At 50.3% G+C, this 26,504-nt stretch carries 18 protein-coding genes; 17 read left to right on the top strand and 1 reads right to left on the bottom strand.

Annotated features, from left to right (window positions below):
* Positions 1 to 10 precede the first annotated feature (10 nt).
* The 11 genes from ptsP to recD all read left to right on the top strand — a co-directional run bounded on the left by ptsP (position 11) and on the right by recD (position 17,811).
* Positions 11 to 2,257, top strand: a complete 2,247-nt coding sequence (gene ptsP, locus BEB54_RS22155) for a phosphoenolpyruvate--protein phosphotransferase (protein ID WP_000957918.1) — start codon at positions 11 to 13, stop codon at positions 2,255 to 2,257.
* Positions 2,258 to 2,407: 150 nt separating this feature from the next.
* Positions 2,408 to 3,283 carry a prolipoprotein diacylglyceryl transferase gene (gene lgt / locus BEB54_RS22150; RefSeq protein WP_000204658.1) on the top strand — a complete coding sequence of 292 codons (876 nt, stop codon included), beginning with the start codon at positions 2,408 to 2,410 and terminating at the stop codon, positions 3,281 to 3,283.
* Positions 3,284 to 3,289: 6 nt separating this feature from the next.
* The gene (gene thyA, locus BEB54_RS22145; protein WP_000816232.1) at positions 3,290 to 4,084 is read left to right on the top strand and encodes a thymidylate synthase; all 795 of its coding nucleotides are present in this window, start codon (positions 3,290 to 3,292) and stop codon (positions 4,082 to 4,084) included.
* Between the two features lie 184 nt (positions 4,085 to 4,268).
* Positions 4,269 to 4,739 carry a prepilin peptidase-dependent protein gene (locus tag BEB54_RS22140; protein ID WP_000857045.1) on the top strand — a complete coding sequence of 157 codons (471 nt, stop codon included), beginning with the start codon at positions 4,269 to 4,271 and terminating at the stop codon, positions 4,737 to 4,739.
* Positions 4,730 to 5,293 carry a prepilin peptidase-dependent protein gene (locus tag BEB54_RS22135; RefSeq protein ID WP_105276684.1) on the top strand — a complete coding sequence of 188 codons (564 nt, stop codon included), beginning with the start codon at positions 4,730 to 4,732 and terminating at the stop codon, positions 5,291 to 5,293. Before BEB54_RS22140 ends, BEB54_RS22135 begins: the two co-directional genes overlap by 10 nt.
* Entirely contained in the window at positions 5,290 to 5,697 is a 408-nt protein-coding gene (locus BEB54_RS22130) for a DUF2509 family protein (protein ID WP_001078401.1), read from the top strand. Before BEB54_RS22135 ends, BEB54_RS22130 begins: the two co-directional genes overlap by 4 nt.
* Positions 5,682 to 6,005: a prepilin-type N-terminal cleavage/methylation domain-containing protein gene (locus BEB54_RS22125; RefSeq protein WP_001276462.1), complete on the top strand. Its 324-nt coding sequence runs from the start codon at positions 5,682 to 5,684 to the stop codon at positions 6,003 to 6,005. The genes BEB54_RS22130 and BEB54_RS22125 overlap by 16 nt, the downstream gene beginning before the upstream one ends.
* A gap of 12 nt (positions 6,006 to 6,017) precedes the next feature.
* A complete protein-coding gene (recC, locus tag BEB54_RS22120) occupies positions 6,018 to 9,386 on the top strand; it encodes an exodeoxyribonuclease V subunit gamma (RefSeq protein ID WP_105276683.1) in 3,369 nt (1,122 codons plus the stop codon).
* A 175-nt stretch (positions 9,387 to 9,561) separates the two neighbouring features.
* A complete protein-coding gene (ptrA, locus tag BEB54_RS22115) occupies positions 9,562 to 12,450 on the top strand; it encodes a pitrilysin (RefSeq protein ID WP_032185030.1) in 2,889 nt (962 codons plus the stop codon).
* A complete protein-coding gene (gene recB, locus BEB54_RS22110; RefSeq protein ID WP_105282283.1) occupies positions 12,443 to 15,985 on the top strand; it encodes an exodeoxyribonuclease V subunit beta in 3,543 nt (1,180 codons plus the stop codon). The genes ptrA and recB overlap by 8 nt, the downstream gene beginning before the upstream one ends.
* A complete protein-coding gene (gene recD, locus BEB54_RS22105; protein WP_105276681.1) occupies positions 15,985 to 17,811 on the top strand; it encodes an exodeoxyribonuclease V subunit alpha in 1,827 nt (608 codons plus the stop codon). Before recB ends, recD begins: the two co-directional genes overlap by 1 nt.
* Before the next feature lie 237 nt (positions 17,812 to 18,048).
* On the opposite strand, the gene argA is transcribed toward recD, so the two are convergent.
* On the bottom strand, positions 18,049 to 19,380 hold the full coding sequence (gene argA / locus BEB54_RS22100) for an amino-acid N-acetyltransferase (protein WP_105282282.1): 1,332 nt from the start codon (positions 19,378 to 19,380) through the stop codon (positions 18,049 to 18,051).
* A gap of 230 nt (positions 19,381 to 19,610) precedes the next feature.
* Here argA and amiC point away from each other — a divergent pair, with 230 nt between their 5' ends.
* The 6 genes from amiC (at position 19,611) to BEB54_RS22065 (ending at position 26,350) form a co-directional block, all read left to right on the top strand.
* Positions 19,611 to 20,864 (top strand): N-acetylmuramoyl-L-alanine amidase AmiC, encoded by a 1,254-nt coding sequence (gene amiC, locus BEB54_RS22090; RefSeq protein WP_000016907.1) that lies wholly within the window; start codon positions 19,611 to 19,613, stop codon positions 20,862 to 20,864.
* A 257-nt stretch (positions 20,865 to 21,121) separates the two neighbouring features.
* Complete coding sequence (locus BEB54_RS22085) at positions 21,122 to 21,946, top strand: PRD domain-containing protein (RefSeq protein WP_001318021.1); 825 nt, start codon at positions 21,122 to 21,124, stop codon at positions 21,944 to 21,946.
* A gap of 31 nt (positions 21,947 to 21,977) precedes the next feature.
* Positions 21,978 to 23,558, top strand: coding sequence for a PTS transporter subunit EIIC (locus tag BEB54_RS22080; RefSeq protein ID WP_000810571.1), 1,581 nt, complete (start codon positions 21,978 to 21,980; stop codon positions 23,556 to 23,558).
* Entirely contained in the window at positions 23,558 to 24,733 is a 1,176-nt protein-coding gene (locus BEB54_RS22075) for a MalY/PatB family protein (protein ID WP_105276680.1), read from the top strand. The genes BEB54_RS22080 and BEB54_RS22075 overlap by 1 nt, the downstream gene beginning before the upstream one ends.
* Positions 24,734 to 24,735: 2 nt before the next feature.
* Entirely contained in the window at positions 24,736 to 25,332 is a 597-nt protein-coding gene (locus BEB54_RS22070) for a KpsF/GutQ family sugar-phosphate isomerase (RefSeq protein ID WP_001089172.1), read from the top strand.
* Positions 25,333 to 25,402: 70 nt separating this feature from the next.
* Positions 25,403 to 26,350, top strand: coding sequence for a phosphoglycerate dehydrogenase (locus BEB54_RS22065; RefSeq protein WP_001318019.1), 948 nt, complete (start codon positions 25,403 to 25,405; stop codon positions 26,348 to 26,350).
* The last annotated feature ends 154 nt before the right edge of the window (positions 26,351 to 26,504 follow it).

Below are 26,504 nucleotides of genomic sequence, written 5' to 3'. Positions count from 1 at the left end.
CACGCCAATTATGCTCACTCGCCTGCGCGAAATAGTCGAAAAGGTAGCCAGCGCACCACGCCTGAATGAGGCGTTAAATATTCTGGTTACCGACATCTGTCTTGCGATGGATACCGAGGTCTGTTCGGTCTACCTGGCCGATCATGACCGACGTTGTTACTACCTGATGGCGACCCGGGGGCTGAAAAAACCACGCGGTCGCACTGTAACGCTTGCGTTTGATGAAGGGATCGTCGGCCTGGTTGGCAGGCTGGCGGAACCGATAAACCTTGCAGATGCGCAAAAGCACCCCAGCTTCAAATACATCCCCTCCGTAAAAGAAGAACGTTTCCGCGCGTTTTTAGGCGTACCAATTATTCAACGTCGCCAGTTGCTTGGTGTACTGGTGGTACAGCAACGAGAGTTGCGCCAGTATGACGAAAGTGAAGAATCCTTCCTGGTGACGCTTGCCACCCAGATGGCAGCGATTCTTTCTCAGTCGCAGTTGACTGCCTTGTTTGGGCAATATCGCCAGACGCGAATCCGTGCATTACCGGCAGCGCCTGGTGTGGCGATTGCCGAAGGCTGGCAGGATGCCACGTTACCTTTAATGGAACAGGTGTATCAGGCATCAACGCTGGATCCGGCTCTGGAACGCGAACGACTGACCGGGGCGCTGGAAGAAGCGGCAAACGAGTTTCGCCGCTACAGCAAACGCTTTGCCGCCGGTGCACAAAAAGAAACGGCGGCTATTTTCGATCTTTACTCGCACCTGCTTTCGGACACCCGGCTGCGTCGCGAATTGTTTGCCGAGGTTGATAAAGGCTCGGTGGCAGAGTGGGCGGTAAAAACGGTCATTGAAAAATTTGCCGAACAGTTTGCCGCGCTAAGCGATAACTATCTCAAAGAGCGGGCTGGCGATTTACGTGCGCTGGGTCAGCGATTGCTGTTTCATCTTGATGACGCTAATCAAGGGCCGAACGCCTGGCCGGAACGTTTCATTCTGGTGGCAGATGAACTGTCAGCGACAACGCTTGCTGAGCTGCCCCAGGATCGCTTAGTCGGTGTTGTCGTGCGAGATGGCGCAGCCAACTCCCATGCTGCGATCATGGTACGTGCGCTGGGGATCCCTACCGTAATGGGCGCGGATATTCAGCCTTCGGTGCTGCATCGTCGGACGTTGATCGTCGATGGTTATCGCGGTGAATTGCTGGTCGATCCGGAGCCGGTACTGCTGCAAGAATATCAGCGGCTAATTAGTGAAGAGATTGAGCTTAGCCGTCTGGCGGAAGATGACGTCAATTTACCCGCCCAGTTAAAAAGCGGCGAGCGCATTAAAGTCATGCTCAATGCCGGTTTAAGCCCGGAACATGAACAAAAACTGGGCAGCCGTATTGATGGCATAGGACTTTATCGCACTGAAATCCCATTCATGTTGCAAAGTGGTTTTCCGTCGGAAGAAGAACAGGTGGCGCAGTATCAGGGGATGCTGCAAATGTTCAATGATAAACCCGTCACCTTGCGTACGCTGGATGTCGGAGCAGATAAGCAGCTGCCTTACATGCCGATCAGCGAAGAGAATCCATGCCTGGGTTGGCGTGGGATTCGCATTACGCTCGATCAGCCGGAGATCTTCTTGATTCAGGTGCGTGCGATGCTGCGTGCTAATGCCGCTACGGGCAACCTGAATATTCTGTTGCCGATGGTCACCAGCCTCGATGAAGTTGACGAAGCACGCCGCCTGATTGAACGTGCCGGACGTGAAGTCGAGGAGATGATCGGTTACGAAATTCCCAAACCACGTATCGGCATCATGCTTGAAGTGCCGTCAATGGTATTTATGCTGCCGCATCTGGCAAAGCGGGTCGATTTTATCTCTGTTGGCACCAACGATCTGACTCAATACATCCTGGCCGTTGATCGCAACAATACCCGGGTGGCGAACATTTATGACAGTCTTCATCCTGCAATGTTACGAGCTCTGGCGATGATCGCTCGGGAAGCGGAAATACATGGTATCGATCTCCGTTTGTGCGGTGAAATGGCGGGCGATCCCATGTGCGTGGCAATCCTCATTGGGCTTGGGTATCGCCATCTGTCTATGAATGGACGTTCTGTAGCGCGCGTAAAATACCTGCTGCGGCGCATTGATTATGCCGAAGCAGAAAATCTTGCGCAGCGTAGTCTGGAAGCGCAACTGGCGACCGAAGTTCGCCATCAGGTTGCAGCCTTTATGGAGCGTCGCGGCATGGGCGGGTTGATTCGCGGAGGGTTATAGCGCGGATCATATACATATCTTTTAACGGTATCCGGCAACCAGCCAGGTCCCCTTGTGCTATTATTCGCACCTTTGGAGCGCCTGAAACCTGCGGCGCGCATTTCAATCGCTGTTCTCTTTCAGCGAAATAACAAGAACTTGTGGTGACAGATGACCAGTAGCTATCTGCATTTTCCGGAGTTTGATCCGGTCATTTTCTCAATAGGACCCGTAGCGCTTCACTGGTACGGCCTGATGTATCTGGTGGGTTTCATTTTTGCAATGTGGCTGGCAACACGTCGGGCGAATCGTCCGGGCAGCGGCTGGACCAAAAATGAAGTTGAAAACTTACTCTATGCGGGCTTCCTCGGCGTCTTCCTCGGTGGACGTATTGGTTATGTTCTGTTCTACAACTTCCCGCAGTTTATGGCCGATCCGCTGTATCTTTTCCGTGTCTGGGACGGCGGCATGTCCTTCCACGGCGGCCTGATTGGCGTTATCGTGGTGATGATTATCTTCGCCCGCCGTACTAAACGTTCTTTCTTCCAGGTTTCTGATTTTATCGCACCACTCATTCCGTTTGGTCTTGGTGCCGGGCGTCTGGGCAACTTTATTAACGGTGAATTGTGGGGCCGCGTTGACCCGAACTTCCCGTTTGCCATGCTGTTCCCCGGCTCCCGTACAGAAGATATTTTGCTGCTGCAAACCAACCCGCAGTGGCAATCCATTTTCGACACTTACGGTGTGCTGCCGCGCCACCCATCACAGCTTTACGAGCTGCTGCTGGAAGGTGTGGTGCTGTTTATTATCCTCAACCTGTATATTCGTAAACCGCGCCCAATGGGAGCTGTCTCAGGTTTGTTCCTGATTGGCTACGGCGCGTTTCGCATCATTGTTGAGTTTTTCCGCCAGCCCGACGCGCAGTTTACCGGTGCCTGGGTGCAGTACATCAGCATGGGACAAATTCTTTCCATCCCGATGATTGTCGCGGGTGTGATCATGATGGTCTGGGCATATCGTCGCAGCCCACAGCAACACGTTTCCTGAGGAACCATGAAACAGTATTTAGAACTGATGCAAAAAGTGCTCGACGAAGGCACACAGAAAAACGACCGTACCGGAACCGGAACGCTTTCCATTTTTGGTCATCAGATGCGTTTTAACCTGCAGGATGGATTCCCGCTGGTGACAACCAAACGTTGCCACCTGCGTTCCATCATCCACGAACTGCTGTGGTTCCTGCAGGGCGATACTAACATTGCTTATCTACACGAAAACAATGTCACCATCTGGGACGAATGGGCCGATGAAAATGGCGACCTCGGTCCGGTGTATGGTAAACAGTGGCGTGCCTGGCCAACGCCAGATGGTCGTCATATTGACCAGATCACTACGGTACTGAACCAGCTGAAAAACGACCCGGATTCCCGCCGCATTATTGTTTCAGCGTGGAACGTTGGTGAACTGGATAAAATGGCGCTGGCACCGTGCCATGCATTCTTCCAGTTCTATGTGGCAGACGGCAAACTCTCTTGCCAGCTTTATCAGCGCTCCTGTGACGTCTTCCTCGGCCTGCCATTTAACATTGCCAGCTATGCGTTACTGGTACATATGATGGCGCAGCAGTGCGATCTGGAAGTGGGTGATTTTGTCTGGACCGGTGGCGACACGCACCTGTACAGCAATCATATGGATCAAACCCATTTGCAATTAAGCCGTGAACCGCGCCCGCTGCCGAAGCTGATTATCAAACGTAAACCTGAATCCATCTTCGACTACCGTTTCGAAGACTTTGAGATTGAAGGATACGATCCACATCCGGGCATTAAAGCGCCGGTGGCTATCTAATTACGAAACATCCTGCCAGAGCCGACGCCAGTGTGCGTCGGTTTTTTTTACCCTCCGTTAAATTCTTCGAGACGCCTTCCCGAAATTTTGCAACCTCCTGCAACGGCGTAAATAGTCCGGAAGATGCGCCGAAGAAATAGAAACTGGCCCTCGTCTTTTTTTCTCCTCGCTCCATACTGCCGGCATGAAAACACAACGTGGTTATACGCTGATTGAAACGCTGGTCGCGATGCTGATTCTGGTCATGCTAAGCGCAAGTGGACTCTATGGCTGGCAATACTGGCAGCAGTCGCAACGGCTATGGCAAACCGCCAGCCAGGCGCGGGACTATTTGCTCTATTTACGTGAAGATGCCAACTGGCATAACCGCGACCACAGTATCAGCGTTATCAGGGAGGGGGCGTTATGGTGCCTTGTGAGTTCCGCGGCTGGGGCCAATACCTGTCATGGCAGTTCACCATTGGTCTTTGTGCCACGCTGGCCCGAAGTCGAAATGAGCGACCTGACACCTTCGCTTGCTTTCTTTGGCCTGCGCAATACCGCTTGGGCCGGACATATTCGCTTCAAAAACTCAACGGGCGAGTGGTGGCTGGTGGTTTCGCCGTGGGGAAGACTCCGGCTTTGTCAGCAAGGAGAAACAGAAGGATGCCTGTAAAAGAGCTAGGTTTTTCTCTGCTGGAAGTGTTGATTGCTATGGCGATCAGTAGCGTATTGTTGCTGGGGGCTGCACGCTTTCTGCCCGCGTTACAGCATGAAAGTTTAACGAGCACCCGTAAGCTGGCGCTGGAAGATGAAATCTGGCTGCGGGTCTTTACTGTCGCGAAGCATCTCCAGAGGGCGGGTTATTGTCATGGCAACTGTACTGGCGAAGGGCTGGAAATTGTCGGACAGGGTGACTGTATCATTGTGCAGTGGGATGCGAACAGTAACGGTATCTGGGATCGCGATCCGGTAAAAGAGTCTGACCAGATTGCATTTCGTGTGAAGGAGCATGTGCTGGAAACGCTACGCGGTGCGACATCCTGTGAAGGTAAGGGCTGGGATAAAGTCACTAATCCGGATGCCATCATTATCGACACTTTTCAGGTTACCCGACAGGATGTCAGCGGTTTCTCGCCGGTGTTGACGGTTAATATGCATGCTGCCAGCAAGGCTGATCCACAAACTGTGGTGGATGCCAGCTATAGCGTGACAGGATTCAACCTGTGAACCGCGAAAAGGGGGTTTCGTCACTGGCTCTGGTCCTTATGCTGCTGGTTTTGGGTAGCTTGCTATTGCAAGGAATGAGTCAGCAGGATCGCAGTTTTGCCTCTCGCGTGAGCATGGAAAGTCAGTCATTGCGCCGCCAGGCCATCGTTCAGTCGACGCTGGAGTGGGGAAAAATGCACGCCTGGCAGACGCAGCCCGCAGTTCAGTGCTTACTGTACGCTGCCACCGGTGCCCGGGTTTGTCTGCGTTTATTGGCAGATAATGAAGCCTTATTGATTGCCGGTTATGAAGGCGTTTCGTTGTGGCGAACAGGCGAAGTCATCGATGGAAACATTGTTTTTTCGCCACGCGGCTGGAGCGATTTTTGTCCGCTGAAAGAGAGGGCGTTATGTCAGCTTCCCTGAAGAATCAACAAGGCTTTAGCCTGCCGGAGGTGATGTTGGCGATGGTGCTGATGGTGATGATTGTCACTGCGTTATCGGGTTTCCAGCGAACATTAATGAACAGTCTTGCCAGTAGAAACCAGTACCAACAGCTCTGGCGGCATGGCTGGCAGCAAACGCAACTGCGCGCGAATTCGCCACCTGCCCACTGGCAGGTCAACCGAATGCAGACATCGCAGGCGGGATGTGTCAGCATCAGCGTTACGCTAGTTTCACCCGGGGGCAGAGAAGGCGAGATGACCCGCCTGCATTGCCCGAATCGTCAGTAGTCAGGAGCCGCTATGTTAAGGGTCTACCATTCCAATCGTCTGGACGTGCTGGAAGCGTTGATGGAGTTTATTGTCGAACGCGAACGGCTGGACGATCCTTTCGAACCAGAGATGATTCTGGTGCAAAGTACCGGTATGGCGCAGTGGCTGCAAATGACCCTGTCGCAAAAGTTTGGTATTGCGGCAAACATTGATTTTCCGCTGCCAGCGAGCTTTATCTGGGATATGTTCGTCCGGGTGTTACCGGAGATCCCCAAAGAGAGCGCCTTTAACAAACAGAGCATGAGCTGGAAACTGATGACTCTGCTGCCGCAATTGCTGTATCGCGAAGACTTTACCCTGTTGCGGCATTATCTGACTGACGATAGCGACAAGCGAAAACTGTTCCAGCTTTCCTCAAAAGCGGCGGACCTGTTTGACCAGTATCTGGTCTATCGCCCGGACTGGCTGGCACAGTGGGAAGCCGGGAATCTGGTAGAAGGACTTGGAGAGGCGCAGGCCTGGCAAGCGCCGTTGTGGAAGGCGCTGGTGGAATATACCCATGAACTCGGGCAACCGCGCTGGCACCGCGCCAATCTCTATCAGCGCTTTATCGAAACGCTGGAGTCCGCGACGACCTGCCCGCCGGGGTTACCTTCGCGCGTCTTTATATGCGGTATTTCCGCGTTACCGCCTGTTTATCTCCAGGCGCTACAGGCGCTGGGTAAACATATTGAAATCCATCTCCTGTTTACCAACCCTTGCCGTTATTACTGGGGCGACATTAAAGATCCTGCTTATCTGGCGAAACTACTGACTCGTCAGCGCCGACACAGTTTTGAAGATCGCGAATTACCGCTATTTCGCGACAGCGAAAATGCCGGGCAGCTCTTTAACAGCGATGGTGAACAGGATGTCGGCAACCCGCTGCTGGCCTCATGGGGCAAGCTTGGGCGCGACTACATTTATCTCCTTTCTGATCTGGAGAGCAGCCAGGAGCTGGACGCTTTTGTCGATGTGACGCCAGATAACCTGCTGCATAACATTCAGTCTGACATTCTGGAACTGGAGAACCGCGCCGTTGCGGGTGTGAACATCGAAGAGTTTTCCCGTAGCGATAACAAACGCCCTCTTGATCCACTGGATAGCAGTATCACCTTCCACGTTTGCCATAGCCCGCAGCGTGAAGTTGAAGTTTTACACGATCGCTTGCTGGCGATGCTGGAGGAAGACCCGACACTGACTCCGCGCGACATCATCGTGATGGTGGCCGACATCGACAGCTACAGTCCGTTTATTCAGGCTGTGTTTGGTAGCGCACCTGCGGATCGTTACCTGCCTTACGCCATTTCCGACCGTCGGGCGCGGCAGTCGCATCCGGTACTTGAAGCGTTTATCAGCCTGTTATCGTTGCCAGACAGCCGATTTGTGTCGGAAGACGTGCTGGCATTACTGGATGTGCCGGTGCTGGCGGCGCGGTTTGACATCACCGAAGAAGGGCTGCGTTATTTACGTCAGTGGGTCAACGAGTCCGGAATTCGTTGGGGGATAGATGACGATAACGTTCGCGAGCTGGAACTCCCCGCCACCGGTCAACACACCTGGCGGTTTGGCCTGACGCGCATGTTGCTGGGCTACGCGATGGAGAGCGCGCAGGGCGAGTGGCAATCGGTTCTGCCTTATGATGAATCGAGTGGCTTAATTGCAGAACTGGTGGGGCACCTGGCGTCGCTGCTAATGCAACTGAATATCTGGCGTCGTGGGCTGGCGCAGGAGCGTCCGCTGGAAGAGTGGTTGCCGGTTTGTCGCGATATGCTCAACGCCTTCTTCCTGCCGGATGCGGAAACCGAAGCGGCGATGACGCTGATCGAACAACAATGGCAGGCGATTATCGCCGAAGGTTTAGGTGCGCAGTATGGCGACGCGGTGCCGTTGTCACTATTGCGTGATGAACTGGCACAACGTCTGGATCAGGAACGTATCAGCCAGCGTTTTCTCGCCGGGCCGGTTAACATTTGTACTCTGATGCCAATGCGTTCCATCCCATTCAGAGTGGTGTGCCTGCTGGGAATGAACGACGGCGTTTACCCACGCCAGCTTGCGCCATTGGGCTTTGACCTGATGAGTCAGAAACCGAAGCGTGGCGACCGTAGCCGTCGCGATGACGACCGCTATCTGTTCCTGGAAGCGTTAATTTCCGCGCAGCAAAAACTCTATATCAGCTATATCGGGCGTTCCATTCAGGATAACAGTGAACGTTTCCCGTCGGTACTGGTGCAGGAACTGATCGACTACATCGGGCAAAGCCATTATCTACCGGGCGATGAAGCGCTCAACTGTGATGAAAGCGAGGCAAGGGTAAAAGCGCATCTTACTTGCCTCCATACCCGAATGCCGTTTGATCCGCAAAACTACCAGCCAGGCGAACGACAAAGTTATGCTCGTGAATGGCTACCTGCGGCCAGCCAGGCTGGTAAAGCACATTCTGAATTTGTTCAGCCGCTGCCGTTTACCTTACCGGAAACCGTGCCGCTGGAAACGCTACAACGATTCTGGGCACATCCGGTGCGGGCATTTTTCCAGATGCGTTTGCAGGTGAACTTCCGTACCGAAGACAGCGAAATTCCCGACACCGAACCTTTTATTCTTGAAGGGCTTAGTCGTTATCAAATCAACCAGCAGTTATTGAATGCACTGGTTGAGCAGGATGATGCCGAACGCTTGTTCCGTCGCTTCCGGGCGGCAGGGGATTTACCGTATGGCGCTTTTGGTGAAATTTTCTGGGAAACACAGTGCCAGGAGATGCAGCAGCTTGCCGACAGAGTCATTGCCTGTCGCCAACCGGGGCAAAGTATGGAAATTGATCTCGCCTGCAACGGTGTGCAAATAACGGGTTGGTTGCCGCAGGTGCAGCCGGATGGCCTGTTACGCTGGCGTCCCTCTTTATTAAGTGTGGCGCAGGGAATGCAACTTTGGCTGGAACACCTTGTCTACTGTGCCAGCGGTGGTAATGGTGAAAGTCGCCTTTTTCTACGCAAAGACGGCGAGTGGCGTTTTCCGCCGCTTGCAGCCGAACAGGCTTTACATTACCTCTCAGAACTGATTGAGGGGTATCGTGAAGGGATGTCCACGCCGCTGCTGGTGTTACCTGAAAGTGGCGGCGCGTGGCTAAAAACCTGTTATGACGCGCAAAACGATGCCATGCTGGATGACGATTCCACGTTGCAAAAAGCCCGTACGAAATTCCTTCAGGCTTACGAAGGCAACATGATGGTGCGTGGCGAAGGTGATGATATCTGGTATCAACGGCTCTGGCGGCAATTAACGCCAGAGACAATGGAAGCCATCGTTGAACAGTCGCAACGTTTCCTGTTACCGCTGTTTCGCTTTAATCAGTCATGAGTGCTGTATAAAAATTGCGCAATTCATCTGCTTACTTTATGATGCGCACCAGTCACGGACTGATGGTTATATAGACATAGGCTGACTCGTGCAGCACAAGATTAAATTCTGCCGGATAATTTTCGTTAACGTATTGAATCTGGTTAGAAAATAAAGTTGATAATGAGGTCCGTGAATGCCCCGCAGCACCTGGTTCAAAGCATTATTGTTGTTTGTTGCCCTTTGGGCACCCTTAAGTCAGGCAGAAACGGGATGGCAGCCGATTCAGGAAACCATCCGTAAAAGTGATAAAGATAACCGCCAGTATCAGGCTATACGTCTGGATAACGGTATGGTGGTCTTGCTGGTTTCTGATCCGCAGGCGGTTAAATCGCTCTCGGCGCTGGTGGTGCCCGTTGGGTCGCTGGAAGATCCCGAGGCGTACCAGGGGCTGGCACATTACCTTGAACATATGAGTCTGATGGGGTCGAAAAAGTACCCGCAGGCTGACAGTCTGGCCGAATATCTCAAAATGCACGGCGGCAGTCACAATGCCAGCACGGCACCGTATCGCACGGCTTTCTATCTGGAAGTTGAGAACGACGCCTTGCCCGGTGCGGTAGACCGCCTGGCGGACGCTATTGCAGAACCCTTGCTCGACAAGAAATACGCCGAACGTGAACGTAATGCAGTGAATGCCGAATTAACCATGGCGCGTACGCGTGACGGGATGCGCATGGCACAGGTCAGCGCAGAAACCATTAACCCGGCACACCCCGGTTCAAAGTTTTCTGGTGGTAACCTCGAAACTTTAAGCGACAAACCCGGAAATCCGGTGCAGCAGGCGCTGAAAGATTTTCACGAGAAATATTACTCTGCCAATCTGATGAAGGCGGTTATTTACAGCAATAAACCGTTGTCGGAGTTGGCAAAAATGGCGGCGGACACTTTTGGTCGCGTGCCGAACAAAGAGAGCAAAAAACCGGAAATCACCGTGCCGGTAGTCACCGACGCGCAAAAGGGCATTATCATTCATTACGTCCCGGCGCTGCCGCGTAAAGTTCTGCGCGTTGAGTTTCGCATCGATAACAACTCAGCGAAGTTTCGTAGTAAAACGGATGAGTTGATTACCTATCTGATTGGCAATCGCAGTCCTGGAACGCTTTCTGACTGGCTACAAAAGCAGGGATTAGTTGAGGGCATTAGCGCCAACTCCGATCCTATTGTCAACGGCAACAGCGGCGTATTAGCCATCTCTGCGTCTTTAACCGATAAAGGTCTGGCTAATCGCGATCAGGTTGTGGCGGCAATATTCAGCTATCTCAATCTGTTGCGTGAAAAAGGTATTGATAAACAATATTTTGATGAACTGGCCAATGTACTGGATATCGACTTCCGTTATCCGTCGATCACTCGCGATATGGATTATGTTGAATGGCTGGCGGATACCATGATTCGCGTTCCTGTTGAGCATACGCTGGATGCAGTCAATATTGCCGATCGGTACGACGCTAAAGCGGTAAAAGAACGTCTGGCGATGATGACGCCGCAGAATGCGCGTATCTGGTATATCAGCCCGAAAGAGCCGCATAACAAAACGGCTTATTTTGTCGATGCTCCGTATCAGGTCGATAAAATCAGCCCACAAACTTTCGCTGACTGGCAGAAAAAAGCCGCCAATATTGCGCTCTCCTTACCGGAGCTTAACCCTTATATTCCTGACGATTTCTCGCTGATTAAGTCAGAGAAGAAATACGACCATCCAGAGCTGATTGTTGATGAGTCGAATCTGCGCGTGGTGTATGCGCCAAGCCGTTATTTTGCCAGCGAACCCAAAGCCGATGTTAGCCTGATTTTGCGTAACCCGAAAGCCATGGACAGCGCCCGCAATCAGGTGATGTTTGCGCTCAATGATTATCTTGCCGGACTGGCGCTTGATCAGTTAAGCAACCAGGCGTCGGTTGGTGGCATAAGTTTTTCCACCAATGCTAACAACGGCCTTATGGTTAATGCCAATGGTTACACCCAGCGCCTGCCGCAGCTGTTCCAGGCTCTGCTGGAGGGCTACTTTAGCTATACCGCTACGGAAGATCAGCTTGAGCAGGCGAAGTCCTGGTATAACCAGATGATGGATTCCGCAGAAAAGGGCAAAGCGTTCGAGCAGGCGATTATGCCCGCGCAGATGCTCTCGCAAGTGCCGTACTTCTCGCGAGATGAACGGCGCAAAATTTTGCCTTCAATCACTTTGAAAGAGGTGCTGGCCTATCGCGACGCCTTAAAATCAGGGGCTCGACCAGAGTTTATGGTTATTGGCAACATGACCGAAGCCCAGGCAACAACGCTGGCACGCGATGTGCAAAAACAGTTGGGCGCTGATGGTTCGGAGTGGTGTCGTAACAAAGATGTCGTGGTCGATAAAAAACAATCCGTCATCTTTGAAAAAGCCGGTAACAGCACCGACTCCGCACTGGCAGCGGTATTTGTACCGACTGGCTACGATGAATACACCAGCTCAGCCTATAGCTCTCTGCTGGGGCAGATCGTACAGCCGTGGTTCTACAATCAGTTGCGTACCGAAGAACAGTTGGGCTATGCCGTGTTTGCGTTTCCAATGAGCGTGGGACGTCAGTGGGGCATGGGCTTCCTGTTGCAAAGCAATGATAAACAGCCTTCATTCTTGTGGGAGCGTTACAAGGCGTTTTTCCCAACCGCAGAGGCAAAATTGCGGACGATGAAGCCAGAAGAGTTTGCGCAAATCCAGCAGGCGGTAATAACCCAGATGCTGCAGGCACCGCAAACGCTCGGCGAAGAAGCATCGAAGTTAAGTAAAGATTTCGATCGCGGCAATATGCGCTTCGATTCGCGTGATAAAATCGTGGCCCAGATAAAACTGCTGACGCCGCAAAAACTTGCTGATTTCTTCCATCAGGCGGTGGTTGAGCCGCAAGGTATGGCTATTCTGTCGCAAATTTCCGGCAGCCAAAACGGGAAGGCAGAATATGTGCATCCTGAAGGTTGGAAAGTGTGGGAGAACGTCAGCGCGTTGCAGCAAACAATGCCCCTGATGAGTGAAAAGAATGAGTGATGTCGCCGAGACACTAGATCCTTTGCGCTTGCCCTTACAGGGCGAGCGCCTGATTGAAGCCTCTGCCGGCACAGGCAAAACCTTTACGATTGCGGCGCTCTATTTGCGCCTGTTACTTGGACTAGGCGGTTCTGCCGCCTTTCCCCGCCCGCTGACCGTTGAAGAACTGCTGGTGGTGACCTTTACCGAGGCTGCCACGGCAGAATTGCGCGGTCGTATCCGTAGCAATATTCACGAGTTGCGTATCGCCTGTCTGCGTGAAACCACCGACAATCCACTGTACGAACGCCTGCTGGAAGAGATCGACGATAAAGCGCAAGCCGCGCAGTGGTTGTTGTTAGCCGAACGGCAGATGGATGAAGCGGCAGTCTTTACTATTCACGGTTTTTGCCAGCGCATGCTCAACTTGAATGCCTTTGAATCCGGCATGCTGTTTGAGCAGCAGCTGATTGAAGATGAGTCTCTGCTACGCTACCAGGCCTGCGCCGATTTCTGGCGTCGCCACTGCTACCCGCTGCCGCGTGAAATTGCCCAGGTGGTCTTTGAAACCTGGAAAGGGCCGCAGGCGTTGCTGCGCGATATTAATCGTTATCTGCAAGGCGAAGCACCGGTTATCAAAGCACCGCCGCCCGATGATGAAACGCTGGCTTCCCGCCACGCGCAAATTGTGGCGCGTATTGATACGGTAAAACAGCAGTGGCGCGACGCAGTGGGTGAACTGGATGCGCTGATCGAATCTTCTGGTATTGATCGACGCAAGTTTAACCGTAGCAATCAGGCTAAATGGATCGAGAAGATCAGTGCCTGGGCAGAAGAAGAGACCAACAGTTATCAGTTACCGGAGTCGCTGGAAAAATTCTCTCAGCGTTTCTTAGAAGATCGCACGAAAGCCGGGGGGGAAACCCCGCGACATCCACTGTTTGAGGCGATCGATCAACTGCTTGCAGAACCATTGTCGATCCGTGATCTGGTGATCACCCGCGCATTGGCTGAGATCCGCGAAACAGTAGCGCGTGAAAAACGCCGCCGTGGCGAATTGGGTTTTGATGACATGTTAAGTCGGCTCGATTCCGCGCTGCGTAGCGAAAGCGGCGAGGTGTTGGCAGCGGCGATCCGTACGCGATTCCCGGTGGCAATGATTGATGAATTTCAGGATACCGACCCCCAGCAGTACCGAATTTTTCGCCGTATCTGGCACCATCAGCCGGAAACCGCTTTGTTGCTGATTGGCGACCCGAAACAGGCCATATATGCATTCCGGGGTGCGGATATCTTCACTTATATGAAGGCGCGTAGCGAAGTTCACGCCCACTACACCTTAGATACCAACTGGCGCTCCGCACCAGGAATGGTGAACAGCGTGAATAAGCTTTTCAGTCAGACTGATGACGCGTTCATGTTTCGCGAAATACCGTTTATTCCAGTGAAATCAGCCGGGAAAAATCAGGCGTTACGTTTTGTGTTTAAAGGTGAAACGCAGCCTGCGATGAAAATGTGGCTGATGGAAGGCGAAAGCTGCGGCGTTGGCGACTATCAAAGTACCATGGCGCAGGTATGTGCTGCGCAAATCCGCGACTGGCTACAAGCCGGACAGCGGGGCGAAGCGTTGCTGATGAACGGCGACGACGCGCGTCCGGTGCGTGCTTCGGACATCAGTGTGCTGGTGCGCAGCCGCCAGGAGGCCGCTCAGGTGCGCGATGCCTTAACGCTGCTGGAAATCCCTTCCGTTTACCTTTCGAACCGCGACAGTGTTTTTGAAACTCTGGAAGCGCAGGAGATGCTTTGGCTGTTGCAGGCGGTGATGACACCAGAACGTGAGAACACCCTGCGCAGTGCGCTGGCAACGTCAATGATGGGGCTGAATGCGCTGGATATTGAAACGCTGAATAATGACGAACATGCGTGGGATGCGGTAGTCGAAGAGTTCGATGGTTATCGGCAAATCTGGCGCAAACGTGGCGTTATGCCGATGCTGCGGGCGCTGATGTCGGCGCGTAACATTGCAGAAAACTTGCTGGCAACAGCAGGCGGTGAGCGGCGTCTTACCGATATCTTGCATATCAGCGAATTGCTACAAGAAGCCGGAACGCAGCTGGAAAGTGAACATGCGCTGGTACGCTGGTTATCACAACATATCCTCGAGCCAGACAGTAATGCCTCCAGCCAACAAATGCGTCTCGAAAGTGATAAACATCTGGTGCAGATTGTCACGATCCACAAATCGAAAGGGCTGGAATATCCATTGGTCTGGCTGCCGTTTATCACCAATTTCCGCGTCCAGGATCAGGCGTTTTATCACGATCGCCACTCGTTTGAGGCTGTTCTGGATCTTAATGCTGCGCCAGAAAGCGTCGACCTCGCGGAGGCCGAACGTCTGGCGGAAGATCTGCGTTTGCTTTACGTTGCGCTGACGCGTTCGGTTTGGCATTGCAGTCTCGGCGTTGCACCGCTGGTGCGCCGTCGTGGCGATAAAAAAGGTGACACCGACGTCCACCAAAGTGCGCTCGGGCGTTTGCTGCAAAAAGGGGAACCGCAAGATGCGGCAGGGCTTCGCACCTGTATTGAAGCGTTATGCGATGATGATATTGCCTGGCAAACGGCACAAACGGGTGATAACCAGCCCTGGCAGGTTAATGATGCTTTAACTGCAGAACTGAATGCGAGGACGCTACAACGATTGCCTGGCGATAACTGGCGCGTCACCAGCTATTCAGGTTTGCAGCAGCGTGGTCACGGTATCGCCCAGGATTTGATGCCACGATTGGATGTTGATGCCGCAGGCGTGGTCAGCACCGTAGAAGAACCGACGTTAACACCGCATCAGTTCCCGCGTGGTGCGTCACCAGGGACATTCTTGCACAGTTTGTTTGAAGACCTCGATTTTACCCAGCCGGTTGACCCGAACTGGGTACAGGAAAAACTGGAGCTCGGCGGCTTTGAATCGCAGTGGGAACCAGTGTTGACCGAGTGGATCACGGCTGTCCTCCAGGCACCTCTCAATGAAACGGGTGTTAGCCTGAATCAGCTTTCCGACCGCGATAAACAGGTGGAGATGGAGTTTTACCTGCCGATTAGTGAACCGCTCATCGCCAGCCAGCTTGATGCACTAATTCGCCAGTTTGATCCGCTATCCGCTGGCTGCCCGCCGCTGGAGTTCATGCAGGTACGCGGCATGTTAAAAGGCTTTATTGACCTGGTATTCCGCCACGAAGGGCGTTATTACCTGCTCGACTATAAATCCAACTGGCTGGGTGAAGACAGTTCGGCTTATACCCAACAGGCTATGGCAGCGGCGATGCAGGCACACCGCTATGATCTGCAATATCAGCTTTATACCCTGGCGCTGCATCGTTATCTGCGCCATCGCATTGCTGATTACGACTATGATCGTCACTTTGGCGGCGTTATCTATCTGTTCCTGCGTGGCGTTGATAAAGAACATCCGCAACAAGGGATTTACACAACCCGACCCAACGCCGGGTTGATTGACCTGATGGATGAGATGTTTGCCGGTATGACCCTGGAGGAGGCGTAATGAAATTGCAAAAGCAATTACTGGAAGCTGTGGAGCACAAACAGCTACGCCCGCTGGATGTGCAATTTGCCCTGACCGTGGCGGGAGATGAACATCCTGCCGTCACCCTCGCGGCAGCCCTGTTAAGCCACGACGCCGGGGAAGGGCATGTCTGTTTACCGCTCTCACGACTGGAAAATAACGAGGAGTCACATCCGCTGTTAGCAACCTGCGTCAGCGAAATCGGTGAGTTACAAAATTGGGAAGAATGCTTGCTGGCTTCACAAGCGGTCAGCCGGGGAGATGAACCAACGCCGATGATCCTCTGTGGTGATCGTCTTTATTTGAATCGCATGTGGTGTAACGAGCGCACAGTGGCACGCTTTTTCAACGAAGTGAATCATGCCATTGAGGTTGATGAAGCTTTACTGGCGCAAACCCTGGACAAACTTTTTCCAGTAAGCGATGAAATTAACTGGCAAAAAGTGGCGGCGGCAGTGGCGCTGACGCGGCGGATCTCGGTGATTTCCGGCGGCCCTGGCACCGGTAAAACGACCACCGTAGCGAAGTTGCTGGCAGCGTTAATTCAAATGGCAGACGGCGAACGCTGCCGTATCCGTCTGGCTGCACCAACGGGTAAAGCTGCTGCGCGCTTAACCGAATCTCTCGGCAAGGCTTTGCGCCAGTTACCGCTGCCCGATGAACAAAAGAAACGCATTCCGGAAGATGCCAGCACTTTGCACCGATTGCTGGGTGCGCAGCCGGGTAGCCAGCGTTTACGCCATCATGCCGGTAACCCGCTGCATCTTGATGTGCTGGTGGTAGATGAAGCGTCAATGATCGATCTCCCCATGATGTCGCGCCTGATCGATGCGTTGCCCGATCATGCCAGAGTGATCTTCCTCGGTGATCGCGATCAACTGGCCTCAGTTGAGGCTGGAGCTGTGCTGGGCGATATCTGCGCTTATGCCAATGCGGGCTTTACCGCAGAGCGTGCCGGGCAGCTAAGCCGCCTGACGGGAAGCCACGTCCCGGCGGGAAGCGGTACGGAAGCGGCATCTTTGCGCGACAGTCTCTGCCTGCTGCAAAAAAGCTATCGTTTCGGCAGCGATTCTGGCATTGGTCAGTTAGCTGCGGCGATCAACCGTGGTGATAAAACGGCAGTGAAAACCGTTTTTCAGCAGGATTTTACTGATATCGAAAAACGGCTTTTACAGAGCGGCGAAGACTATATTGCGATGCTTGAGGAGGCTCTTGCGGGTTACGGGCGTTATCTGGATCTGCTTCAGGCACGTGCCGAGCCGGATTTAATCATTCAGGCGTTCAATGAGTATCAGCTTTTGTGCGCCCTGCGGGAAGGGCCGTTTGGCGTGGCTGGACTGAATGAGCGAATTGAGCAGTTTATGCAACAGAAGCGCAAAATTCATCGTCATCCGCACTCTCGTTGGTACGAAGGCCGACCAGTGATGATTGCCCGTAATGACAGCGCGCTTGGGTTGTTTAATGGCGATATCGGTATTGCGCTGGATCGCGGGCAGGGGACGCGCGTCTGGTTTGCGATGCCGGATGGCAATATTAAGTCTGTGCAACCGAGCCGCCTGCCAGAACACGAAACCACGTGGGCGATGACGGTACATAAATCGCAGGGATCGGAGTTTGACCATGCGGCGTTGATTTTACCGAGCCAACGCACGCCAGTTGTAACGCGAGAGCTGGTTTACACTGCGGTGACCCGCGCGCGTCGCCGTCTGTCGTTGTATGCCGATGAGCGCATATTAAGTGCGGCAATCGCCACTCGTACTGAGCGGCGCAGTGGTCTGGCGGCGTTGTTTAGTTCGCGGGAATAAACGTGATTGCCTGATGCGACGCATGCGCGTCCTGTCATGCCTCCGGGCATTGCGCATATGCGCATCTGGCGATTTCCGTCGCTTACCCTAAATCCGCCATCAACACCTTTGATTTGATGTAGGTCGGATAAGGCGTTCACGCCGCATCCGACGATGAGCGTCAATACCTGATGCGATGCTAGCGTGTTTATCATGCCTCCAGGCATTGCGCATGTCGCATCTGGCGATTTCCACCACTTACCCCAAATCCGCCATCAACACTTTGGATTTACGCTGGTAGTTGTACAACTGCTTTTTGCTCTCGGGCAGTAAATCAATATCCACCGGGGTAAATCCACGTTCCTGGAACCAGTGAATACTGCGCGTGGTCAGTACAAACAATTTGCTTAATCCGCTTTGCTTCGCCTGAGCGGCAATGCGCTCCAGCAAAACCTCGCCCCTTGATGAGCTGCGGTAATCCGGGTGAACGGCCACACAGGCCATTTCCCCAATCTTCTCTTCCGGGAACGGATAGAGTGCTGCGCAGGCAATAGTCGTGTTATCGCGCTGAATAATAATGAATTTGTCGATTTCCATCTCCAGTTGCTCGCGAGAACGGCGTACCAGAATACCTTGCTGCTCCAGTGGGCGAATCAACTCCAGAATGCCGCCAATATCGTTGATGGTTGCGCGACGAATTTGCTCGGCGCTTTCCATCACAATCTGCGTACCGATACCGTCACGTGAGAACAACTCTTGCAACAGCGCGCCATCTTCCTGGTAACTAATTAAATGACAGCGACGTACGCCGCTGCGGCAGGCTTTCACCGCACCACGCAAAAAGCGCACCGTACCGGAGTTGTAATCGCCTTTCTCTTCCTGAGCTTCTACCCGCGCTTGTGCTTCGTTAGGGAAAAGCTCGGAGACAATATCGCCGTCGTCATTAGTGACGCCCTGTGAAGAGCAAAAACCAATCATCTTTTCAGCTTTCAGTTTGATGGCCAGTTGAGTGGCGATCTCTTCCGAGGTCAGATTAAAGCTCTCGCCAGTGACTGAAACCGCGACCGGCCCCAGCAGCACTATCGCACCGCTGTCCAGTTGACGATGAATCGCATCTTCGTCAATCCGCCGGATACGCCCGCTATGGCAGTAATCCACACCGTCATCCACGCCCAGCGGCTGGGCAATAATAAAATTGCCACTGACGACGTTGATATGCGCGCCCTGCAGCGGCGTGTTATTGAGACTCATCGACAGGCGAGCAGTAATATCCAGTTGCAATGTTCCCGCAGCCTGCTTCACCAGTTCTAGTGTTTTGGCGTCGGTCACGCGTATATTTTTGTGATATAGCGGTTCGTGGTGATGCGCTGCCAGATTTGCATCGATCTGCGGGCGCGCTCCATAGACCACGACCAGACGGATGCCGAGGCTGTGCAGCAACCCGATATCATTAACGATACTGGAGAAATTCTCATGCTCAATGGCTTCACCGCCGAGCATGATGACAAACGTTTTTCCCCGGTGGGTATTGATATAAGGAACCGAATGGCGGAATCCCTCGACCAACTCGGTTTTACGTTCCTTCACCACGGCACACCTCTTTGCATGATTATTCGTAATTATTGTATTTTTATTCTGTTTTTTCACTGGGTGCAAGTGCAAATTTTACGCATGAGCAACTTTTTTATCAGTAATGCCGTGAATATAAAAAGAATGTTTACCGTTTATTAGATGACAGATTATGCGTCTTTCGCTAAAGTTTCCGGTCAAATTAGTCGTTTATTTGTTACACAGCTTAGATTTTTTTGCTCGGGAGATGCATGTCGGGATCCAACACAGCAATCAGCCGTCGTCGTTTACTGCAAGGCGCGGGTGCCATGTGGCTATTGAGCGTAAGTCAGGTCAGTCTGGCTGCGGTCAGCCAGGTCGTGGCGGTGCGCGTCTGGCCTGCGTCCAGCTACACCCGTGTGACGGTAGAATCTAATCGTCAGCTGAAATATAAGCAGTTCGCGTTGAGTAACCCTGAACGCGTGGTGGTGGATATCGAAGATGTAAACCTGAACTCAGTGCTCAAGGGGATGGCGGCACAAATTCGTGCTGATGACCCGTTCATCAAGTCGGCGCGCGTCGGGCAGTTTGACCCGCAAACCGTGCGGATGGTTTTTGAGTTAAAGCAAAACGTAAAACCGCAGCTGTTTGCCCTTGCTCCGGTCGCCGGGTTTAAAGAGCGTCTGGTGATGGATCTCTATCCTGCCAATGCTCAGGACATGCAGGACCCGCTGCTGGCGCTGCTGGAGGATTACAATAAAGGCGATCTCGAAAAGCAGGTGCCGCCTGCGCAGAGTGGCCCGCAGCCAGGCAAAGCAGGGCGCGATCGTCCGATTGTCATTATGCTTGACCCTGGCCATGGCGGCGAAGACTCCGGTGCGGTGGGGAAATACAAAACGCGTGAAAAAGACGTGGTATTGCAAATTGCCCGCCGTTTGCGCTCTCTGATTGAGAAAGAGGGCAATATGAAAGTTTACATGACCCGTAATGAAGACATCTTCATTCCGTTGCAAGTGCGCGTAGCAAAAGCACAGAAACAGCGTGCTGACTTGTTTGTCTCTATTCATGCCGATGCCTTTACCAGTCGCCAGCCGAGCGGTTCCTCTGTGTTTGCGCTCTCTACCAAAGGTGCAACCAGTACCGCGGCAAAATATCTGGCGCAAACTCAGAACGCCTCGGACTTGATTGGTGGCGTGAGTAAGAGCGGCGACCGTTATGTCGACCATACTATGTTCGATATGGTGCAGTCGCTGACCATTGCCGACAGTCTGAAGTTTGGTAAAGCTGTGTTGAATAAGCTCGGTAAAATCAACAAGCTGCATAAAAATCAGGTTGAACAAGCCGGGTTTGCCGTGCTGAAAGCGCCTGATATACCCTCCATTTTGGTCGAAACGGCGTTTATCAGTAACGTTGAGGAAGAACGTAAACTGAAAACGGCAACCTTCCAGCAGGAAGTTGCGGAATCAATCCTCGCAGGGATAAAAGCGTATTTTGCCGATGGGGCGACGCTGGCGAGAAGGGGATAATGTTTTTATTTATTCAATGAATTTATATTTCGTTGAATAGATAATATTTACCTGAATATTAGACGTTGGTTTTGTGACTGATGTCGAATATTTGAATGTCGGCTTGAAAAATAAGCCGGCCATCTCTTTAATTAAGCACAATTCCGTGTAATGTATATGCATTAGTTAATCATCTTGTAACTGTTAAATCAGGCAAGGCAATGTTTGAAGTAATTATTACTTCTGACGTGCCTTGCCTTTTTTTTTGGAGCTATGGAATGATCATCGAAAAAGTCATGAACAATAATTGTGTACAGGCATCGATGAATGGACAGGAGGTTATCATTTCTGGGCCTGGCGTCGGTTACAACAAAAAATATGGAATGTCGGTCCCTGAGCATCCGGCTAACCGGATTTTTTATGTCAGAAATGAACAAAAAAATAAACTCTACAAATTGATTGAACATGTGGATATTGAGTATGTTTTTGTTGCCGAAAAAATAGTGCAATATGCGGAGAACAATCTCGAAAAAAATCTCAATCCATCGCTACTATTGATTCTTGCTGATCATATTTCGAATGCAATATCCCGAGTCGCTTCAGGCATACAAATTAATAATGTTTTCCTTGATGAAATCAAAGCGTTGTACAAAGCAGAGTATGCGATAAGTCGCGATGCATTAACTATCATTAATGAGCAATTCAGCGTTCAACTTCCTGATGATGAGATTGGTTTTATAGCATTGCATATCTTAAATAATTATGAAAATTCAGTTGATTATGAATCAGTACGGATTATTGAGTTGTCGCAAATAATCACGGGGCTTATTGAAGTTGTTTATAACAGAAAGGTGGACAGAAGTTCATTTAATTATTCCAGGTTCATGATACACCTTAAATATTTTTCAAGTCGCGTATTATGCAATGAAAAAATAAAACAGAAAGATATTGGTGATCTCTATGAACAGTTTCTTGAGAAAGACATTCTGTTACAGCGCGCAATTCATGAAATTGAAAGGTATTTGTACGCCACTTTTAAATATGAATTGATTTTGGAAGAAAAACTATATCTCTCTATTCGCACCAAAGTATTAATGGACTAATTATATATAACATTTATATGAGATAACCCGCATGAAACAAAAGAAAGCCTGGAGTTTTTTTCAGAGCCTGGGAAAGGCATTTATGTATCCCATCGCTCTGCTAAGTGTATGTGGCATGATGTTAGGGCTAGGAAGTGGTTTAGCCAGCGATGATATGGCAAAATTAATTCCACTACTGGCTATTCCCGTAATTAAAACCATACTTGATTTTATTGTTAGCCTTGGTTTGTTTGCCTTTGTCAATTTACCTGTATTGTTTGCGATAGCTATACCTCTGGGGTTATTAAAAGAGAAAGAGGATAAAGCCTATGGCGCTTTTTCTGGCTTAATTGGTTTCATGGCGATGCATCTGGGAACGAACTTTTATCTTAAACAACATGACTTATTGGTCGCTGCTGATCAAATGTCGACACATGGGCAAACCATTATTCTGGGAATCCAGTCCTACAATACCAGTGTGTTGGGTGGGATTATAGCAGGATTATTAGTCGCCAGTATGTATAAAAAGATCGTTAACTTACGTATTCCTGAATCATTAGGATTTTATAGTGGCCCACGCTTGGTGCCTATTATTACACTGATTGTGATGAGTGGATTTGGTCTGATCATCCCTTTTATCTGGCCGCCATTTTTCAATCTTTTCATGCTCATTGGCCACTGGATTTCAACTTCCGGTCCTGTTGGCTATTTTTTCTATGCAGTCGCCGAACGCGTGACGATACCTTTTGGTTTAAATCACCTGGTGACGTCAGTTTTCCGCTTTACCCCCATCGGCGGATCGGCAGTGATCGGCGGCGAAGAGTATTATGGCACCCTGAACATGTTTATGGCGTACGTCAAAGAGAATGCGGTCATTCCGCTGGATTTGGCGGGGAAAATGGAACAGGGCAAACTGATGATTCAGTATGGTCTGGCTGGTGCCGCGCTGGCGATGTATCGCACTGCTCATGCTCAAAACAGAAAAGCTATCAAAGCATTGCTTATTTCCGGGGTGCTTACAGTCATTATTGGCGGCGTCAGCGAACCGATTGAGTTTCTGTTCTTATTTGTCAGTCCACTGCTATTTGTCTTCCATGCTTTTATGAATGGATTCGCCAACATGGTCTTGCCATATATGGGCGTGAAGATGGGATTTACTGGCGATCTGATTCAATTTATTAGCTTTGGCGTATTGCGTGGCACAAGAACAGGTTGGCCAATAGCGGTGTGTGTCGAAGTGGCCTATTTCTTTATTTATTACTTTGTGTTCCGTTGGACTATTCTCAAATTTAACCTGATGACGGTAGGCCGTGAAGAGTCCAGTCCTGTCACGCTGAACGCTCATGAGGATACGGCTATAGCGGATATCCCAACGCTTGATAAATCAGAGCTGCAAGCAGCGGAGCAGATGGTTAAGGCACTTGGTGGTAAAGAGAATATTAAATCCCTGGATAATTGCGTAACTCGTTTACGTTTAACAATCGCAGATATGGGATTGATTGACGAGGCAGCAATAAAAAGAGCTGGCGGAATTGCGGTTGTTAAACTTGATCAAAATACCCTACAAGTCATTATCGGTACTAAAGTCATCGCCTTGCGTCGGGATATGGATAACTACATGGGGATATGCTGATGGATGTTTTTAATACTCCTATTTCCCGCAAAGGAACATATTGTACCCAATGGGACTTTTGCGAGGACAGATTTGGTGTAAAAGATGTATTACCATTCTCTATTTCAGATATGGATCTTCCGATACCGGAAGCTATCATCAGGGCATTAAGAAAACGTCTGGAACACCCGATTTTAGGGTACAGCCGTTGGCAGCATGATGACTATCTGAATGCGATAGTCAATTGGTATCATCAACAATATAAAACTGAAATCAAACCAGAATGGATCACCTATAGCCCAAGCGTGATGTACTCCATTGCTAAAGCAATAGAGTTATTGACATCGCATGGTGATAATATTCTCGTTTTTACACCTGTCTATAATGCATTTTTTGATATAATTAAACATAGCGAGAGAAATATTCTGACAGCCTCTTTGATTATAAAAAATGAGGGGGGCTACGCTATCAATTGGCAAGATTTTGATCTTAAGATTCAAAGCGCAAAGATGGTGTTATTATGTAATCCTCATAACCCGACAGGAACCGTCTGGTCGGAAGAAGATCTGCATAAAATCGCTGCAAGCTGTGCAAGACATAATGTCTGGTTATGTTCAGATGAAATTCACAGTGATTTTGTTTTTAATCGTAGCTTTACATCTGCGCTTAAAATAAAAAAAGAAAAATTAGTGGTGTTTAATTCGATATCGAAGACATTTAATGTTCCTGCGCTAACAGGATCGTATATTATTTCAACTGACGATAATTTTAATCATAAGTTCAGAACGATATCAAGATATCGCGATTTTGTAAACTCCCCATCCGTACTGAATATAATTGCAACTATTATTGCCTATAACGAATGTGAGGAATGGTTAAAGTCATTAAAGGCACATATTGCCTCTAACATTCAATTCACCCAGCAGTATCTGAACGAAAATACTCCAGAATTGATCGTAAGGCCAGCTGATGGTTGCTATTTTTCGTGGATAGATTGCTCTGCTATTGGTTATCCCTTTGATGAATTCTACAGTCGATTAATTCATGAAGGCAAAGTGGGCATTATGGCGGGGAATGTCTATGGAACGGAGGGGGAGGGCTACCTTCGTCTGAACCTGGCCTGCGGTCGAGAAAAATTATATATGGGGCTTACGCGTCTTGCGAGTGTAATTAAAAATATTAATCAAGGAAAATAAAAATGAACAGCACGGATCTTATCCATCTCATTAAACATTTTATGCGTAACGAACATAAAGCAGTTGAAGAAGTTATTGATTCCCCCCTTTCGGAGGTCGCAAATTTAATTAAAGTATTACAGTCTTGTCAGGGGAAAGTTGTTTTTATTGGTGTCGGTAAGTCCGGTATTATTGCCCGAAAACTCGCCGCAACATTTGCCAGCACTGGAACTCCCTCATTTTTTGTTCACGGTACTGAAGCCGTACACGGCGATCTTGGGATGGTGGCGAAAGATGATGTTGTTATTCTTATTTCAAACAGTGGTGAGACGACAGAAATCCTGGCAACACTACCTAGTCTGAAAAAAATGGGTAATTATTTGATCTCCTTTACCCGCAGTCATCGCTCATCGCTTGCGATAAGTTGTGATTTATCCGTTGAAATTCCCGTAAAAAGTGAGGCGGATAATTTAGGTTTAGCGCCGTCATGCTCATCAACAGTCGTTCTGGTTGTTGGTGATGCGGTGGCGCTTGCGCTCTCCGAATTGAAAAAGTTTACTCGTGCTGATTTCGGCTTATATCATCCAGGAGGTGCGCTCGGTATTAAAGCAAACTCATAATTTTAGAATATAAAACAGTAACCGGTCACGCCATCTTTTGGGGTGGCGTTCATTGATGTGAGTGTCAGCTATGAAAAACGTTCTGGTCACCGTTCCCAGCTTTTCAGCGCGTTGTGTTTCTGCCAGCAAGCTGCTAAGAGAAAATCATTTTAACCTTATTATCAAGAATAATGTGGAGCATCTGGTTAAATCAGAATCCACAGTATTACGAGAATCTATTTGCGCAGTCATTGCCGGAAAAGATTGTTATCAAGCGGATACGTTATCGCGACTACCAGGAGTGAAAATAATATCGAGATTCGGGACAGGGATTGATAATATTGATCTTCATACGGCTCGACAATCAGGTATTGTGGTCAATAATGCTGTTGGGATTAATTCAAATGCAGTCGCGGAATTTATCATTGGTCTTATTTTTGCGAGCATGAGAAATATCCCCGGTAGCTATCATGCGATGCAAAATGGTTATTGGGGCGAGTCGCATGGCTGCGAGTTACAAGGTAAACGTATTGGCCTGCTTGGCTACGGCAATATTGGCAAAACACTGGCGAAAAGGTTATCTGGTTTTGATGTTGAGCTTTTAGCTTTTGATAAACAACCCGATTTCCAGGCCGCAGGCAAAGATGGAGTTCAGTTCGTATCAATTGAAGATATCTTTATGCAGTCTCATGTCATCATCGTTCTTTTGCCATTTTCTCCGGAGCTGGAGAACTTCATTAGTCATAAATATTTGTCGATGATGCGCAATGGTGCTCTTATCATCAACGCCGCAAGGGGAAAGTTGCTGGATGAGGGTGCTTTACTTCAGGTAATTGAAGAACGAAATGTTTTTGCAGCACTGGATGTGTTTAGCTCTGAACCGCTAGCGCAATTTAGCCCATTGCTACATGCCAGGAATATCATTACAACGCCGCATATTGCGGCCGCCACCGTTGAGTCATACCAGCAAACCGGGATATACGTTGCCAGGTCGATAATAGATTTCTTTGCAGGAAGGGAGATAAAAAACGTGCTATGAGGTCAGCTAAGGAAGATTTCAGGTACAAAAAAACCGCAATCTGTGAAACACATTGCGGTTTATCAGCATCATAAGTGTTGGTTGCGGGGGCCGGATTTGAACCGACGACCTTCGGGTTATGAGCCCGACGAGCTACCAGGCTGCTCCACCCCGC

This window comes from Escherichia sp. MOD1-EC6021, assembly GCF_002965245.1.
GTDB classification, from domain to species: Bacteria; Pseudomonadota; Gammaproteobacteria; order Enterobacterales; family Enterobacteriaceae; genus Escherichia; species Escherichia coli_F.
This window is presented reverse-complemented; position numbering and strand designations above follow the sequence as displayed.